The 15,110-nt window shown below is 71.2% G+C and carries 13 protein-coding genes; 9 read left to right on the top strand and 4 right to left on the bottom strand.

Annotated features, from left to right (window positions below; all coding sequences use genetic code 11):
- The first annotated feature begins 122 nt into the window (after positions 1-122).
- The gene (dnaE, locus tag ATL45_RS34945; protein ID WP_093146991.1) at positions 123-3,683 is read left to right on the top strand and encodes a DNA polymerase III subunit alpha; all 3,561 of its coding nucleotides are present in this window, start codon (positions 123-125) and stop codon (positions 3,681-3,683) included.
- On the opposite strand, the gene ATL45_RS34940 is transcribed toward dnaE, so the two are convergent.
- Positions 3,640-4,665: a LysR family transcriptional regulator gene (locus tag ATL45_RS34940; protein WP_093146990.1), complete on the bottom strand. Its 1,026-nt coding sequence runs from the start codon at positions 4,663-4,665 to the stop codon at positions 3,640-3,642. The genes dnaE and ATL45_RS34940 overlap by 44 nt on opposite strands.
- Positions 4,666-4,850: 185 nt before the next feature.
- Between ATL45_RS34940 and ATL45_RS34935 the strand changes: the two genes are divergently transcribed.
- Both ATL45_RS34935 and ATL45_RS34930 read left to right on the top strand, forming a co-directional pair.
- Entirely contained in the window at positions 4,851-5,099 is a 249-nt protein-coding gene (locus ATL45_RS34935) for an SH3 domain-containing protein (RefSeq protein WP_093146989.1), read from the top strand.
- Positions 5,100-5,230: 131 nt separating this feature from the next.
- Entirely contained in the window at positions 5,231-5,563 is a 333-nt protein-coding gene (locus tag ATL45_RS34930; RefSeq protein WP_093146988.1) for a putative quinol monooxygenase, read from the top strand.
- Between the two features lie 21 nt (positions 5,564-5,584).
- Here ATL45_RS34930 and ATL45_RS34925 read toward each other — a convergent pair whose 3' ends face one another.
- Positions 5,585-6,349 carry an AraC family transcriptional regulator gene (locus ATL45_RS34925; RefSeq protein WP_093146987.1) on the bottom strand — a complete coding sequence of 255 codons (765 nt, stop codon included), beginning with the start codon at positions 6,347-6,349 and terminating at the stop codon, positions 5,585-5,587.
- A gap of 93 nt (positions 6,350-6,442) precedes the next feature.
- Between ATL45_RS34925 and ATL45_RS34920 the strand changes: the two genes are divergently transcribed.
- The gene (locus tag ATL45_RS34920) at positions 6,443-7,249 is read left to right on the top strand and encodes a sulfite exporter TauE/SafE family protein (RefSeq protein WP_093146986.1); all 807 of its coding nucleotides are present in this window, start codon (positions 6,443-6,445) and stop codon (positions 7,247-7,249) included.
- Positions 7,250-7,302: 53 nt separating this feature from the next.
- Here the strand turns inward: ATL45_RS34920 and ATL45_RS34915 are convergent, their stop codons facing one another.
- The gene (locus tag ATL45_RS34915; protein ID WP_093146985.1) at positions 7,303-8,196 is read right to left on the bottom strand and encodes an NADP-dependent oxidoreductase; all 894 of its coding nucleotides are present in this window, start codon (positions 8,194-8,196) and stop codon (positions 7,303-7,305) included.
- Between the two features lie 150 nt (positions 8,197-8,346).
- On the opposite strand from ATL45_RS34915, the gene ATL45_RS34910 reads away from it, so the two are divergent.
- The 4 genes from ATL45_RS34910 to ATL45_RS34895 all read left to right on the top strand — a co-directional run bounded on the left by ATL45_RS34910 (position 8,347) and on the right by ATL45_RS34895 (position 11,847).
- Positions 8,347-8,931 carry a TetR/AcrR family transcriptional regulator gene (locus tag ATL45_RS34910; RefSeq protein WP_093146984.1) on the top strand — a complete coding sequence of 195 codons (585 nt, stop codon included), beginning with the start codon at positions 8,347-8,349 and terminating at the stop codon, positions 8,929-8,931.
- A gap of 4 nt (positions 8,932-8,935) precedes the next feature.
- A complete protein-coding gene (locus ATL45_RS34905) occupies positions 8,936-9,802 on the top strand; it encodes a LysR family transcriptional regulator (protein WP_093146983.1) in 867 nt (288 codons plus the stop codon).
- Positions 9,803-9,872: 70 nt separating this feature from the next.
- Positions 9,873-10,934: a tartrate dehydrogenase gene (locus ATL45_RS34900; RefSeq protein WP_093146982.1), complete on the top strand. Its 1,062-nt coding sequence runs from the start codon at positions 9,873-9,875 to the stop codon at positions 10,932-10,934.
- Positions 10,935-10,959: 25 nt separating this feature from the next.
- On the top strand, positions 10,960-11,847 hold the full coding sequence (locus ATL45_RS34895; protein ID WP_093146981.1) for an alpha/beta fold hydrolase: 888 nt from the start codon (positions 10,960-10,962) through the stop codon (positions 11,845-11,847).
- Here ATL45_RS34895 and ATL45_RS34890 read toward each other — a convergent pair.
- Positions 11,821-12,813: a helix-turn-helix transcriptional regulator gene (locus tag ATL45_RS34890; protein WP_170210434.1), complete on the bottom strand. Its 993-nt coding sequence runs from the start codon at positions 12,811-12,813 to the stop codon at positions 11,821-11,823. The genes ATL45_RS34895 and ATL45_RS34890 overlap by 27 nt on opposite strands.
- A gap of 61 nt (positions 12,814-12,874) precedes the next feature.
- On the opposite strand from ATL45_RS34890, the gene ATL45_RS34885 reads away from it, so the two are divergent.
- On the top strand, positions 12,875-15,109 hold the full coding sequence (locus ATL45_RS34885; RefSeq protein ID WP_093146980.1) for an ATP-binding cassette domain-containing protein: 2,235 nt from the start codon (positions 12,875-12,877) through the stop codon (positions 15,107-15,109).
- Position 15,110: the final 1 nt, after the last annotated feature.

Here is a 15,110-nt window from a genome sequence, read left to right as displayed (position 1 = left end):
CCCTGTCCTGTTGCGACAACTGATCGTTGTCGATCCGCGTGTGTTGCTTGTTGGACGCCGGCGTCCGCGCCCGGTTCGAATGTCGCCGCTCAGGCCGCCGTTCGAACACCGGGAGAGTTGGCATGGACCCCTTCGTCCACCTGCACGTGCACACCGAGTACTCGATGCTCGACGGTGCTGCGAAGGTGGGGGCGTTGTTCGCCGAGGCCGAGCGGCTCGGGATGCCCGCGGTGGGGATGACCGACCACGGGAACATGTTCGGCGCCGACGAGTTCTACCAGCAGGCGCGCAAGACGGGCATCAAGCCGGTCATCGGCATCGAGGCGTACCTGGCACCCGGCAGCCGGTTCCACAAGAAGCCGGTGTTCTGGGGCGAGGCGAAGCAGCGCGGCACCGACGAGTTCGGCACCGGCGGCGACGTCTCGGGCGCGGGTGCCTACACGCACATGACGATGCTGGCGCGCAACGCCACCGGGCTGCGGAACCTGTTCACGCTGTCGAGCCGGGCGAGCTTCGAGGGGATGTACCGCAAGCCGCGGATGGACAAGGAGCTGATCGCGGAGTTCTCCGAGGGCGTCATCGCCACGACGGGCTGTCCGTCGGGTGAGGTGCAGACGCGGCTGCGGCTGCGGCAGTTCGACGAGGCGCTGCGGGCGGCGGCGGAGTACCAGGAGATCTTCGGCCGGGAGCACTTCTTCCTGGAGCTGATGGACCACGGGCTGCCGATCGAGCGGTCGGTGCGGCAGGGGCTGCTGGAGATCTCCAAGAAGCTGGGGATCCCGCCGCTGGCGACCAACGACAGCCACTACGTGACGGTGGACCAGGCGGATTCGCACGGCGCGCTGCTGTGCGTGCAGTCGGGCAAGACGCTCGGCGACGCGTCGCGGTTCAAGTTCGACGGTGACGGCTACTACCTGAAGTCCGCCGAGGAGATGCGGGCGTACTGGGACTCCGAGGTCCCGGGAGCGGCGGACAACACGCTGCTGATCGCGGAGATGGTGGAGTCCTACGAGGACGTGTGGGGCTTCCAGGACCGGATGCCGCGCGTGACCGACGGCAGCGGCCGGACCGAGCGCGAGCTGCTGGCCGCGGAGGTCGAGCAGTACCTGCCGTCGCGCTACCCGGACGGGCCGACCGCGCAGTGCCGCGAGCGGATCCAGGTCGAGCTGGACGTGCTGGACGCCAAGGGCTACTGCGCGTACTTCCTGGTGGTCGGCGACCTGACGCGCTGGGCGAAGTCGCAGGGCATCCACGTCGGGCCGGGCCGCGGTTCGGCCGCCGGGTCGCTGCTGGCCTACATCCTGCACATCACGAACCTGGACCCGCTGGAGCACGGGCTGATCTTCGAGCGGTTCCTGAACCCGGAGCGCGACTCGCCGCCGGACATCGACCTCGACTTCGACGACCGGCGCCGCGACGAGGTGCTGCAGTACGCGATCGACAAGTACGGGCGGGACAAGGTGGCCCAGGTCATCACCTTCGGCAGGATCAAGACGAAGGCGGCGATCAAGGACGCCGCGCGGGTGCACCACGGCCAGCCGGGCTTCGCGATCGCCGACCGGATCTCCAAGGCGCTGCCGCCGCCGATCGCCGCCAAGGACATCCCGCTGTCGGGGATCGTGGACCCGCGGCACGAGCGCTACCCCGAGGCGGCGGAGGTCCGCGCCCTGATCGAGACCGATCCGTCGGTGTCGCAGATCTTCGACACCGCGCGCGGGCTGGAGGGCCTGATCCGCAACGCGGGTGTGCACGCCTGCGCGGTGATCCTCTCCTCGCAGCCGCTGCTGGGCACGGTGCCGCTGTGGGCGCGTGACGACGGGTCGATCATCACCGGCTGGGACTACCCCTCGTGCGAGGCCATCGGCCTGCTGAAGATGGACTTCCTGGGTCTTTCCAACCTCACCATCCTCGGTGACGCGCTGCGGATGGTGAAGGACAACCACTCCGTCGACATCGACCTGTCCAGCCTGGCGCTCGACGACGAGGCCACCTACCGGCTGCTCGCCCGCGGCGAGAGCCTGGGGGTGTTCCAGTTCGAGGGCGGTGGCATGCGCGAACTGCTCAAGCGCATGCAGCCCACCGCGTTCCCGGACGTGGTGGCGGCGAACGCGCTGTACCGGCCGGGCCCGATGGAGGTCAACGCGCACAACGACTACGCCGACCGCAAGAACGGCCGCAAACCGATCGAGCCGATCCACCCCGAGCTCGGTGAGCCGCTCGAGGAGATCCTCGCCGAGACCTACGGCCTGATCGTCTACCAGGAGCAGATCATGGCCATCGCGCAGAAGGTCGCCGGTTACAGCCTCGGCCGGGCCGACATCCTGCGCCGCGCGATGGGCAAGAAGAAGAAGTCCGTGCTGGACCAGGAGTTCGAGGGCTTCCGGGAGGGGATGCTCGCCCAGGGCTACTCCGACGAGGCGATCAGCACCCTGTGGGCGACCATCCTGCCCTTCGCCGGATACGCCTACAACAAGTCGCACGCGGCGGGTTACGCCCTGGTCGCGTACTGGACGGCGTACCTGAAGGCGAACTACCCGGCCGAGTACATGGCGGGCCTGCTGACCTCCAACGGGGACAACAAGGACAAGATGGCCGTCTACCTGGCCGAGTGCCGGCGGATGGGCGTGAAGGTGCTCTCCCCGGACGTCAACGACTCCGCCGACACCTTCGCCGCGGTCGGCTCCGACATCCGCTTCGGCCTGGGCGCGATCCGCAACGTCGGATCGAACGTGGTGGCCTCGATCGTCAACAGCCGCGAGCAGAAGGGCCGCTACGCCTCCTTCACCGACTTCCTGGACAAGTCCGAGATCCCGGCCTGCAACAAGCGCGTCGTCGAATCGCTGATCAAGGCCGGTGCGTTCGACTCCCTCGGGCACACCCGCATGTCGCTGGCCCAGCACCACGAGAGCGCCGTCGACGCCGTCATCGGGCTCAAGCGGCAGCAGGCGATAGGCCAGTTCGACCTGTTCGGCGCCGACGACTCGCCGGGCGGCGCGGAGTCCTCGCCGCTGGCGCACCTGACGTTCACCGCCGAGGAGTGGCCGCGAAAGCAGCTGCTGTCCTACGAGCGGGAGATGCTGGGCCTGTACATCTCCGCGCACCCGCTCGACGGGGCCGAGCGGCTGCTGGCGCCCCACCAGGACACCGGCATCGCCGGCCTGCGGGAGCTCGGCGGCAAGGAGCAGATCAGGATCGCCGGGATGATCTCCGGCATCCAGCGCCGCATCAACAAGAACGGCCACCCGTGGGCCATCGTCACGCTCGAGGACCTCGACGCCGGTGTCGAGGTGCTGTTCTTCCCGAAGTCCTACGAGATGTTCGCCGACTGCCTGGTCGAGGACACCGCGATCGCCATCAAGGGGCGCATCAACGAACGCGAGGGCACCATCAGCGTCTTCGCCTCCGACACCGTGCCCGTCGACATCTCCGCGGCCGAGACCGACCCCGGCACCAACCCGCTGACGGTGGAGGTGGAGGCCCGGCACGTCGATCTGGACTACGTCCACGAGCTGCGGGCGACACTGCGCGCGCACCGGGGGAGCACACCGGTGCGCGTCGTGATCCGGCACGGGCAGCGGCGCACCCGGCTGGCGGTGGACCGGTACCCGGTCGAGCCCAGCCCAGCCCTGTTCGGGGAGCTCAAAGGCCTCCGCGGAACGCGCGTACTCTCCAGCGGTTCGTGAGGCTCTCCCCGGACGAATCCGGGGCAGGGTGCTCGTCGGCTGCCGCCGCGAGGTCGAGCGCGCGGATGTCCGCCGGTGGCATCCACTGGCGTTCGGGGTCGAACGGCTGGAGGCGCGAGGTGACGTGGTCGATCAGCCGGGGCAGCACGGGGTGCCGGTTGCCCTGCTTCCACAGCAGGGAGTGCAGGTAGACGGGTGTCGGATCGACGATGGGGATCTGGACGATCTCCGGGTGCCACGGGACCCGCAGCAGTTCGCCGCCGAAGGTGAAGCGGTCCGGTGATGCGGCGAGGTGGTCCAGCATGTGGTCGAGGCCGAAGTTCGGGCCCGAAGTGTCGATGGTGAGCCCGAATTCGCGGGCGAGGCAGTCGTAGAAGTCGGCCCATTCGCTGCCGGGTTCGTTGGTCGGCATCCAGGCGATCGAGTCCCGGAGGTGCGGCAACCGCACCTGGCGCCGGTCGGCGAGGGGATGCGTACGGCCGACGAGGACGTGGAGGGGACCGAGGTAGGCGGGAAGGTGCTTGATGACCGGATCGAGAGTGCCCATCACCCGCGCGACGGTGGCGTCGATCGAACCGCTGGTCAGCGCGGTCCGCCCGCTCCGGAGCCCGTTCGAGGTGATGATGTCGATCTCCACGTCGGCATTGCTGTCGTGGAACTCCCGGACCAGTTCGGTCGCGGGGAGGCGGGTGTCGTTCACGTCCACCCGCAGCGGGCGGTTGCGGATCCGGACCGAATCCACCGCCTGATCGGCCAGCGCCAGGAGCGCCCGGGCGTGGGGGAGGAAAGCGGCACCGCTCTCGTTGAGCCTGGCCCCGGTCTGGGTGCGGTGCAACAACGTCGTGCCCAGAGCGGCTTCCAGCTTCGCGATCCGCCTGGAGACCGCCTGTTGCGTGAGGTTCAGCTGGTCCGCTGCCGCCCCGAAATGCTGCTCGTCGGCCACGGTGACGAAGGCCCGGACCGCACCGAGGTCGAGTTCCATCCTGCCCCTTCCGTGACTGCCGGCCGCCGACGAGGCACCGCTTCCGACTGAGCAACAGTACTCACGTGGCGGGTCTGACGTCGGACTGCTCCGTGCGGGTGATGGGGGCGCGAACCGGGCCCGGACGGGGCGACCTCGCCGGAGACTGGCGCCGCATCGGCAGTCCACCTGGGGAGGAAATTGCGATGGCAGATGGTTTTCCCGCCTGGTACCGCGCTTACGGCGACGGCGTCAACATCCGGACCCGTCCCGATCCGGGAGCCACCTCGGTCGGCCAGCTGCAGACCGACGACCGGGTCCTCGTCACCTCGCTGCCCGTCACGGGCGGCGCTTACGGAGCGCAGTGCGGCAGCCAACCGGGCGACCAGTGGTACCCGGTCGACCACTTCGGCCAGCGCCGCTACGTGATCACCGCCTGCCTGGAACGGGTCTGACCCGGTCGGTCTCCTGTGGACGGTGATCCACGCCGCGTGATCCGGATCGCAAGTTCCACCCCGCCCGCGAGCGGGGGTCCCGGGGGCGGGGTAGAACGGGCCGGACAGCCGGTAGCAGGAGGAGGAAACCGATGATCTTCATCACCGCGAAGTTCCGCGTCAAGCCCGAGCACGCGGACCGCTGGCCCGAGATCGCCCGCTCGTTCACCGAGGCCACCCGCGCCGAGCCCGGGTGCCTGTGGTTCGACTGGTCCCGCAGCGTCGAGGACCCGGCGGAGTACGTGCTGGTGGAGGCCTTCCGGGACGGCGAGGCCGGTGCCGCGCACGTCAACTCGGCGCACTTCCAGACCGCGCAGCGGGAGCTGCCGCCGCACCTGGTGGAGACCCCGCGGGTCATCAACACCACGCTCGACCAGGACGACTGGTCGGAGCTGGGCGAGATGGCGGTACCGGAAGGCAGCTGAGCCCGTCCGTCCACAGTGGCGTCAGCGGGGCTGGAACGAGCTCGGTGCCGTTCCGGTCTGCTTGCGGAACATGGTGGAGAACGCGGCCGGGGTGTCGTAGGCGAGTTCCGCCGCCACACCGGTGACCGTCCGCCCGGCCGAGAGCAGGCGGATCGCGTGCAGGACGCAGGCCCGCTGCCGCCACTGCTGGAAGCTCAGCCCCGTCCCGGCGAGGAACGACCGGTTGAAGGTGCGGGTGCTCACGCCCAGCCGGGCGGCCCACTCCGCGGGAGCTTCGCGGATGCTCGGCGCCGACTGGAACGCCTCGCACATCTCCCGCAGGTCGGCCCGGGCGGGCAGCGGCAGGTCGAACGGCAGCGGCGCGAGGTTCCGGATCTCGTGCAGGATCAACTCGACGAGCGCGCCGTCGCGGCCGTGCCGGTCGTACTCCGGCGGGACGTCCACCGCGGCGAGCAGCAGTTCGCGCAGCAGCGGCGAGACGTCCACGACCCGGCAGCGCACCGGGAACCACGGCACCGCCGCGGGCTCCAGGTAGAGGCTGCGGGTGGTGACGCCGTCCATCAGCACCTGGTGGTCGGTGCCGGGCGGGATCAGCACCGCGCGCCGCGGCGGCACCGTCCAGCTCCCGTCGGCGGTCTCGACCTGCATGATCCCGATCGCGCCGTAGAGCAGCTGCGCGCGGCGGTGCCGGTGGTAGGCCAGCAGGTGCCCGGGCGGGTAGTCGGTGCCGATCGCCAGCACCGCGCGGTCGATCCCGTCCACCTCGTCCAACGGCACGTTGCGCACCGGGCCACCCTAACCGAACCGGTGGCGTGAACTCGAACGTTCGTGGCGCGGCATCGATTGTGCGCCAGCGATGGCCGGCCCTACCGTGATCGGGTGCTCGTCTCCTTCTTCGTGCTGCTCGGCTTCGGCTGCCTGACCGGCGTGACCACCGTCCTGTTCGGATTCGGCGGCGGTTTCATCATCGTGCCGGTGGTCTTCGCGGTCGTCGCCGCCACCACGGGTGCCGATGCCATGCACACCGCGGTGGCGACCTCCACCGCGGTGATGATCGTCAACGCCTCCACGGCCACCCTCGCGCAGGCCAGGTCCGGCCGCCTGCGCAAGGAACACCTCCACCCGCTGGCCGAGTTCATCGCGCTCGGCGCGGTGCTGGGCGCGGTCGCCGCGATCTGGGCTCCGGACGCCCTGCTGCACCTGCTGTTCATCGGCTACCTGGCGATCACGATCGCCGACAGCCTGCTCCGCAGGGGATTCCTCGACAACGCCGGGCAGCGCGGGCAGGTCAGGCCGCTGGGCAAGGCCGCTTCGACGGCGGGCGGGGTCGGCATCGGCGCGGTCGCCAGCTTCCTTGGCGTCGGCGGCAGCGTCCTGACGGTGCCGCTGCTCCGGCGCCGCGGGCTGCCGATGGCCGATGCCGCCGCGATGGCCAACCCGCTCAGCGTTCCCGTCGCAATCGCAGGCACCGCGGTGTACGCCCTGGCCGCACCGGCCACCGCCTACCCGGGGCAGCTCGGTCACGTCAACGTCCTCGTCGCGGCCGCTCTGCTCTGCGGTTCGCTGCCGACCATCGCGGTGGTGAAGCGGCTGGTCGGCAAGATCCCCGACCGGGTGCACGCGATCGCCTACCTGGTGCTGCTGGTGATCGTGCTGATCGCGATGGTCGTCACCGCCTTCGCCTAGCGGCGGCCGGAAATCCGGGACCGGCCCGGCGGTGGTTCCGCCGGGCCGGTGGTTCAGACGAGGATGACCCGGCGTCCGCGGGTGTGGCCGGCCCGGCTGTCGACGTGCGCGGCCGCTGCTTCGGCGAGGGGGTAGGTCTTCTCGACCGGGATGTGCAGCTTGCCCCGCGAGATGAGGTCGACCGCCTCGGCGAGCGCGTCCGGCACGCTCCCGGCGGTGCCGGAGAACCGGACGCCGAGCTTCGGTGCGCCGAGATCGGCGATGGAGACCACCTTCCGCGGATCCCCGGTCAGCTCCACGAGTTCGCCGATCACGCCCGAACCGGCCAGGTCCAGGGCGGCGTCGACCCGGCCGAGCTGCCGCACCCGCTCCACCCAGCCCTCGCCGTAGGTCGTGGCCTCGGCTCCCAGGTCGCGCAGGTAGTCCTGGTTCGCGGCCCCGGCCGTGCCGATCACCTCGATGCCACGCTCGCGGGCGATCTGCAGCACCGCCGATCCGACCCCGCCGGACGCACCGCTGACCAGCAGGGTCTGCCCGGGCTGCACGCCGACCTCGCCGATGATGCGCAGCGCGGTCTCCACCACGGAGGGATATCCGGCGGCTTCCTCGAAGGTCAGTCCCTCGGGCATGCGGGCGAAGGCCGACAGCACGGCGAACTCGGCGTAGGTGTCCGGGCCTTCGCCGAACACGCGATCGCCGACCTCGATGCCTTCGACGCCCTCGCCGACCTCGTCCACCACCCCGGCGGCGTCGATCCCGACGCCGGCGGGCAGCTCGATCGGGTGGGCCTTGAGGATCTGGCCCTCGCGGATGCGCCAGTCGACCGGGTTCACGCCCGCCGCCCGCACCGCGATGCGCACCTGACCTGGACCCGCGTGGGGTTCCTCGGCGTCCACGAGCTGCAGGACTTCCGGACCGCCGAACTCGGCGAAGCTCACTCTCTTCATGCCGCCGACCGTAGCACTAACGGTTAGCGTTTTGAAACGGTTCGGGTTTTGCAGCTGATAGGGTCAGGGCATGACACCCGTTGTGTCGCAGAACGCGAGATCAGTTCCGGACGCAACCACCGCTGAAAAACGCGGAGAGGCGGACAGGCCATGACCGCGCCACCCGGACGCCGCGAGCGCAAGAAGGCCGCGACCCGCCAGAAGATCGCCGACACCGCCCGGCGGCTCTTCCTGGAACGCGGGTACGACGCGGTGGGCATCCGCGATGTCGCCGCCGAGGCCGACGTGGCCGTGACCACGCTCTTCTCCCACTTCGCCTCGAAAGAGGCGCTGGTTTTCGAGCAGGACGAGAACTTCGAACACCGCCTCGCCGAGGCGGTCGCCGACCGCGCGCCGGGCGAACCGCTCATCGCCGCGCTGCGCCGCGAGATGCGGGCCATGGTGCGGCATTGCGCGGCGGAGGGCGCCGCCCCGATCTGGCGCATGATCGACGCCTCACCGGACCTGCGGCAGTACGAGGAGCTGATGCGGCTGCGCCACGCGGACTCGCTGGCCGCGGCCATCGCCGCCGACCTCGGCCTGCCGCGGACCACGACGGTGTGCCGGACGATCGCGAGGTTCGTGGTCGACGCCCACCCGCTGGCCCGCGAGGCGGCCGATCCCGACGCCGCATTGGAGGAGATCTTCCGGATGATCGAGGCGGCCTGGGCGGCCACCGGCCGGCCCGCCGGCTGAGGACGTGGACGCGCGTCAGCTCGGCTACTTCCTGGCGGTGGTCGATCACGGCGGGGTGAACCGGGCCGCGGTGGCGCTGCACATCGCGCAGCCCTCGCTGTCGCAGGCCATCCGGTCGCTGGAGCGCGACCTGGGCCAGGAGCTGTTCCACCGCATCGGCCGCCGCTTGGTGCTCACCGATGCCGGTCGCGCGCTGATCGGCCCCGCCCGGCAGGTGGTGCGGGGACTGGAGACCGCGCGGGCCAGCGTCGAATCGGTCGCCGGGCTGGCCTCCGGGCGGGTGGACGTGGCCGCGATGCCCTCGCAGGCGGTGGAACCGCTGAGCGGGATCATCCGCACCTTCGCCGAACGGCATCCCGGGCTCTCGGTGACCGTCAAGGCGGCCTTCACCGCAGGCGGCGTGCTGGAGCTGGTCCGCAGCGGGGTGGCGGAGCTGGGATTGCTCGCCAGCACCGAACCGCTCGCGGAAGCAGGGCTGTCGGTGACGCCGCTGGGCAGGCAGCGCTTCGTGGTGGTGGCAGGCGCCGGCGGGCCGTTCGCGGAGCTGGACGCGGTGCGGTGGGAGGACCTGGCCGGGCAGCGGGTGATCGCCGGTCAACCGGGCACCGGCATGCGGCGGCTCGTCGACGACATCCGCGCGTCCGGCGTCGACCTGCGGCAGGTCGTGGAGACCGAGCACCGGGAGGCGATCCTGCCCCTGGTGCTGGCCGGAGTGGGCGTGGCGGTGCTCGCCGAGTCCTGGGCACCGCTTGCCCGCCGGGCCGGGGCCCTGGTTCTCGACCTGATCCCGGAGGCCCACCTGCACGTCGCGGTGGTCAGCCGCACCGATGCGCTCACCCCGGCCGCCGCCGCGTTCCTGCGCTGCTTATAAGCGGAACCTATGAGGCGGGCTCGGATTCCGTCTTGGACGCGGCACCGGAACCGGTGGTGGTATTCCAGCCATGGTTGCTCACCGCATCGCGCTCATCCCCGGCGACGGCATCGGCCAGGAGGTGACACCGGCCGCCGTCGAAGTGCTCGACGCGGTCGGGCGCCGCCACGGCATCACCTTCGACCACGACGAGTTCGACTGGTCCTGCGCGCGGTACCGCGAGCTCGGGGCGATGATGCCCGAGGACGGCCTGGACCGGCTCCGCCACCACGACGCGATCCTCCTCGGCGCTGTCGGCCATCCCGCGGTGCCCGACCACATCTCGTTGTGGGGACTGCTGATCCCGATCCGCCGGAGCTTCCGGCAGTACGTCAACCTCCGCCCGATCAAGGTCTTCGAAGGCCTGGAGAGCCCGGTGCGGCGGGCGGTCGCCGGCGAGGTCGACCTGGTGGTCGTGCGCGAGAACGTGGAGGGCGAGTACAGCGAGATCGGCGGCCGGTTCAACCGGGGCTTCGCCGAGGAGATGGCCGTGCAGGAAGCGGTGTTCACCCGCGCCGGGATCACCCGCGTGGCCGACTACGCGTTCTCCCTCGCGCGGCGGCGACGCGGCGAGCTCACCTCGGCCACGAAGTCCAACGGCATCGTGCACACCCTGCCGTTCTGGGACGAGGTCGTCGCCGAGCGGGCCGAGGCCTACCCGGACGTTTCCTGGCGGGCCGAGCACATCGACGCGCTGTGCGCCAAGGTGGTGCTCGACCCGGCCCGCTTCGACGTGATCGTCGGCTCCAACCTCTTCGGCGACATCCTCAGCGACCTGACCGCCGCGGTCGCGGGCGGCATCGGGATCGCCCCGTCGGCGAACATCAACCCGGAGCGGGAGTTCCCGTCGATGTTCGAGCCGGTGCACGGCTCCGCACCCGACATCGCGGGCCGGGGGATCGCCAACCCGCTGGGCGCGATCTGGAGCGCCGCGATGCTGCTCGAGCACCTCGGACACGCCGAGGCGGCGGCCGAGGTCGAGCAGGCCATCGCCGCGGTGCTGGCCGGCACCGGAGTCCGCACGCCGGATCTCGGCGGCACGGCCACCACCCGGGAATTCACCGGCGCCGTGCTGGAATTCCTCGGCAGCTGATCCGCCACGACCGGGAGGAGACCGGATGGGCGTCCCGCTGCCCAGCTCGTTCGCGCGCCGGAGCATCGACGCGGGCGGAGTCCGCATCAACTGCGCGGTCGGCGGCTCCGGGCCACCGCTGCTGCTCCTGCACGGATATCCGCAGACGCACCTGATCTGGCACCACGTCGCGCCGCTGCTGGCCGCCGAGCACACGGTGGTGCTCACCGATCTCCGCGGCTACGGCGACAGCGACAAGCCCGCGCCGGGGCCGGACGACGCCGAGTACTCCAAGCGCGCCATGGCGCGGGATCAGCTGCTGGTCATGCGGGCGCTGGGATTCGAGCGATTCGGCGTGGCCGGGCACGACCGCGGCGGCCGGGTCGGCCACCGCCTGGCGCTGGACGCACCCGAGGCGGTCGCCGCGTTGGCGGTGCTGGACATCGTCCCGACGCGCCATGCGTTCGAGCGGGCGGACAAGGACTTCGGGCTCGGCTACTACCACTGGTTCTTCCTCGCCGCGGGCGGCGGCATCCCGGAACGGCTGATCGGCGGCGACCCGGAGTTCTGGATCAGGGCGCGGATGTCGGCGCGCCACCACGGCGGAACGCCCTTCGACCCGGCCGCGATGGCCGAGTACGTGCGCTGCTTCTCCGATCAGGCCGCGATCGCGGCCTCCTGCTCCGACTACCGCGCGGCGGCCGCGATCGACCTCGACCACGACGCGGCCGACGCGGGCCGGACCATCGCCTGCCCGGTGCTGGCGCTGTGGGGCGCGCACAGCTTCGTCGGCCGCCACTACGACGTCCTCGCGACCTGGCAGGACTACGCGGAAGACGTGCGCGGCCAAGCACTCCCGTGCGACCACTACATTCCCGAAGAGCAACCGGAGGAGACGGCCAACGCGCTAAGCGCCTTCTTCGCCGGGACTTGACCCGTCCGCGGTCTGCGAGGCGTGGCCGAGCCTGCGGGCCAGTTCCCGGCAGCGGGCGCGGAACTCCGCGGGTTCCTCGATGACGAAGTCCGCGTCGAGGAAGGCGAGGTTGAGCACCAGCCACTCGAAGGAGTCGACCCAGGTGGTGATCCGGCAGCGCTCCGGGCCCAGCGGTTCGACGGCGCAGTCGGAGAACTTCAGCGCATCGGCGACCCGGGGTGCGGGCGCGTGGATGGTCACCACGGCCCGGTGCCGGGGCTCGGCGAGCTTGCCGCGCAGGTACTCGGCGGCCGATTCGGCGGGCAGCGGGCGCGGCTCGAACCGGGTGCCGGGAACGGCGATGCAGCTGATCCGGTCGAGCCGGAAGGTGCGCCAGTCCGCCCGGTCGCGGTCCCAGGCCAGCAGGTACCAGCGCAGGTGCAGGTGCACCTGGCGGTAGGGCTCGGCGCGGCGCTGGGAGGTGGTGCCGTCGCGGGCGGTGTAGTCGAACGTGACGTGCTCGTGCCGGGCCGCGGCGGCGGCCAGCGTGGCCAGCGCGTCGGCGTTGACCGGTGGAGCGGTCTGCGCGGCGGCTTCGAAGGTGGCGCGCACGGCGCCGGCCCTGGCCCGCAGCCGCTTCGGCAGGAACTGGTCGATCTTGCCGAACGCGCGGTCGGCCGCCGAGCCGATGCCCCCGGTGTCCGGTGGCGCGCTGGCGGCCAGCACGCCGAGGCCGACCACGGTCGCGACCGCTTCCTCGTCGTCGAACACCATCGGCGGCAGCGCCTGCCCGGCCGCCAGCCGGTAGAAACCACCCGGGCCCGGCTGGGTGGTCACCGGATAGCCGTAGTCGCGCAGCCGCTCCACATCGCGCCGCACCGTGCGCGGGCTGGTCTCCAGCCGCGCCGCCAGCTCCGGGCCGCTGAATCGGCGGCCGGTCTGCAGGTGGGCGAGCAGTTCGAGCAGGCGCCGGGTGACATCGCTCATGACCCCATCATCCCCGAATCGCGGTCAGGATCCGGCCACATCTGTTCGTACCGTCGCGTCCATGAGCTCAACGATCCGGATCCGGGGCGCGCGCACGCACAACCTGAAGGCCATCGACCTCGACCTGCCGCGCGGCGAGCTGGTGGTGTTCGCCGGGGTGTCCGGTTCGGGCAAGTCCTCGCTGGTGTTCGACACGATCGCCGCCGAAGCCGGGTACCAGGTCAACGAGAACTACCCGCCGTTCGTGCGCAACCGGCTGCCGCGGTGGAGCCGCCCCGAAGCCGAGCTGCTGGAAGGCCTGTCACCGGTGGTGCTGATCGACCAGAAGCGCCTGGGCGGCAACGCGCGCTCGACGGTCGGCACCATCACCGACGCCTTCACCTACCTGCGGCTGCTGTTCTCGCGGGTGAGCGAACCGCACGTCGGCGAGTCCAACCACTTCTCCTTCAACGACCCGGCCGGGATGTGCCCGGCCTGCGCGGGCCTGGGGGAGACGCTGACCACCGCTGTGGAACGGGTGCTGGACCTGGACCGCTCGCTGGAGCAGGGCGCGATCCTGCTGCCCGGCTTCGGCAACGGCCAGTACTGGTACCGGCAGTACGCCGAGATCGGCGCCTTCGACCCGGCCGCGCCGCTGCGCGACTGGCCGGCCGCGGACCGCGAGGCCCTGCTCCACCGCGAAGCGGCGCAACGGCTGTCGCGGGGCGTGCCGAAGGACTACGAAGGCGTCATCGACCGCTTCGAGCGCATCTACCTGCACACCGCCGACAACATGTCCGAGCGCAAGCAGGCAGTGCTGCGCCGGTTCACCCGCTCGGCGAGCTGTCCCGATTGCGGCGGCGAGCGGCTGCGTGAAGCGGCCCGCACCGCGCGCGTGCTCGGCCGCACCATCGGCGAGATGAGCCGGATGGAGATCGGTAAGCTGGCCGGGCTCATCGGCCAGGTGCGGGATCCGCGGGTGGCGCCGGTGGTCGCGGCGCTGTCGGACAAGCTCGGCGCGCTGACCGGGATCGGCCTGGGCTACCTGTCGCTGGCGCGACCGACGACCACGCTCTCGGGCGGCGAGTCGCAGCGCATCAAGACGGTCCGGCACCTGGGCAGCAGCCTGGTCGAGATGCTCTACGTGTTCGACGAACCGACGGTCGGCCTGCACCAGCACGACGTGCAGTCCATGATCGAGCTGCTGAAGTCGTTGCGGGACAAGGGAAACACGCTGCTCGTCGTGGAGCACGACCCGGACGTGATGCGCGCCGCCGACCGGATCGTCGAGCTCGGCCCCGCCGCCGGCGGCGCGGGCGGGCGGATCGTGTTCGAGGGCACCTTCGGCGAGCTGGCGATCGCGGACACGCCGACCGGGCGCGGACTGCGGACGCGGGTCCGGGAGCGAGAACCGCGCGCCCACGCGGGAAAGCTGCGCATCGACAACGCCCGCCGCAACAACCTGCGCGACCTCACCGTCGACATCCCGACCGGTGTGCTCACGGTGCTGACCGGGGTCGCCGGATCCGGGAAGTCCAGCCTGGCCGCGGAATTCGTCGCCCAGCACCGGGCCACCGTCGTCGACCAGCGCCCGGTGAGCACCAACCGCCGCTCCTCACCGCTGACCTACTGCGGGATCGCCCCGGCGATCCGGAAGCTGTTCGCCCGCCGCAGCGGAACCAGCCCGAAGCTGTTCAGCGCCAACTCCGAAGGCGCCTGCCCGGCGTGCCAGGGCGCCGGGGTGATCTACACCGACCTGGCGTTCATGGAAGGCCAGGAGACGGTCTGCGAGGTCTGCTCCGGCCGCCGCTTCAGCGCCGGAGCCCTCGCGCACACCGTCGACGGGCTGTCCATCGCCGACGTCGACGACCTGACCGTCGAGGAGGCCGTGCGCCGCCTGCCCGAACCGGCGATCGCCCGCGCCCTGCGCCGGCTGGTGGACGTGGGCCTGGGCTACCTGCGCCTCGGCCAGCCCCTCACCGACCTGTCCGGCGGTGAGTGCCAGCGCCTGAAGATCGCCAAGGAGCTCTCCGCCGCCGAACACCCCACCAGCTACGTGCTCGACGAGCCGACCACCGGCCTGCACCTGGCCGACACCGAAGTCCTGCTCCAGGTCCTGGACCGGCTGGTCGAGCGCGGCAACACGGTGCTGGTGATCGAGCACAACCTGGAGGTGATCCGCAGCGCGGACTGGGTGATCGACCTCGGGCCCGGCCCGGGCCGCCGCGGCGGCCGCGTCGTGTGCTCGGGAACCCCGCAGAAAATCCTGGCCTGCGACGAGTCGGCAACCGCACGCGCGCTGCGCGACACCGCCTGAC

Origin of the sequence: Saccharopolyspora antimicrobica (assembly GCF_003635025.1) — a bacterium.
Classification (GTDB): domain Bacteria; phylum Actinomycetota; class Actinomycetes; order Mycobacteriales; family Pseudonocardiaceae; genus Saccharopolyspora; species Saccharopolyspora antimicrobica.
This window is presented reverse-complemented; position numbering and strand designations above follow the sequence as displayed.

Coding starts and splice junctions, on each gene's coding strand:
- ATL45_RS34915 (WP_093146985.1), bottom strand. CDS start 8,196: ATGAAGAGAGTGAGCTTCGCCGAGTTCGGCGGTCCGGAAGTCCTGCAG.
- ATL45_RS34940 (WP_093146990.1), bottom strand. CDS start 4,665: ATGGAACTCGACCTCGGTGCGGTCCGGGCCTTCGTCACCGTGGCCGAC.
- ATL45_RS34885 (WP_093146980.1), top strand. CDS start 12,875: ATGAGCTCAACGATCCGGATCCGGGGCGCGCGCACGCACAACCTGAAG.
- ATL45_RS34930 (WP_093146988.1), top strand. CDS start 5,231: ATGATCTTCATCACCGCGAAGTTCCGCGTCAAGCCCGAGCACGCGGAC.
- ATL45_RS34900 (WP_093146982.1), top strand. CDS start 9,873: ATGGTTGCTCACCGCATCGCGCTCATCCCCGGCGACGGCATCGGCCAG.
- ATL45_RS34890 (WP_170210434.1), bottom strand. CDS start 12,813: ATGAGCGATGTCACCCGGCGCCTGCTCGAACTGCTCGCCCACCTGCAG.
- ATL45_RS34910 (WP_093146984.1), top strand. CDS start 8,347: ATGACCGCGCCACCCGGACGCCGCGAGCGCAAGAAGGCCGCGACCCGC.
- dnaE (WP_093146991.1), top strand. CDS start 123: ATGGACCCCTTCGTCCACCTGCACGTGCACACCGAGTACTCGATGCTC.
- ATL45_RS34895 (WP_093146981.1), top strand. CDS start 10,960: ATGGGCGTCCCGCTGCCCAGCTCGTTCGCGCGCCGGAGCATCGACGCG.
- ATL45_RS34935 (WP_093146989.1), top strand. CDS start 4,851: ATGGCAGATGGTTTTCCCGCCTGGTACCGCGCTTACGGCGACGGCGTC.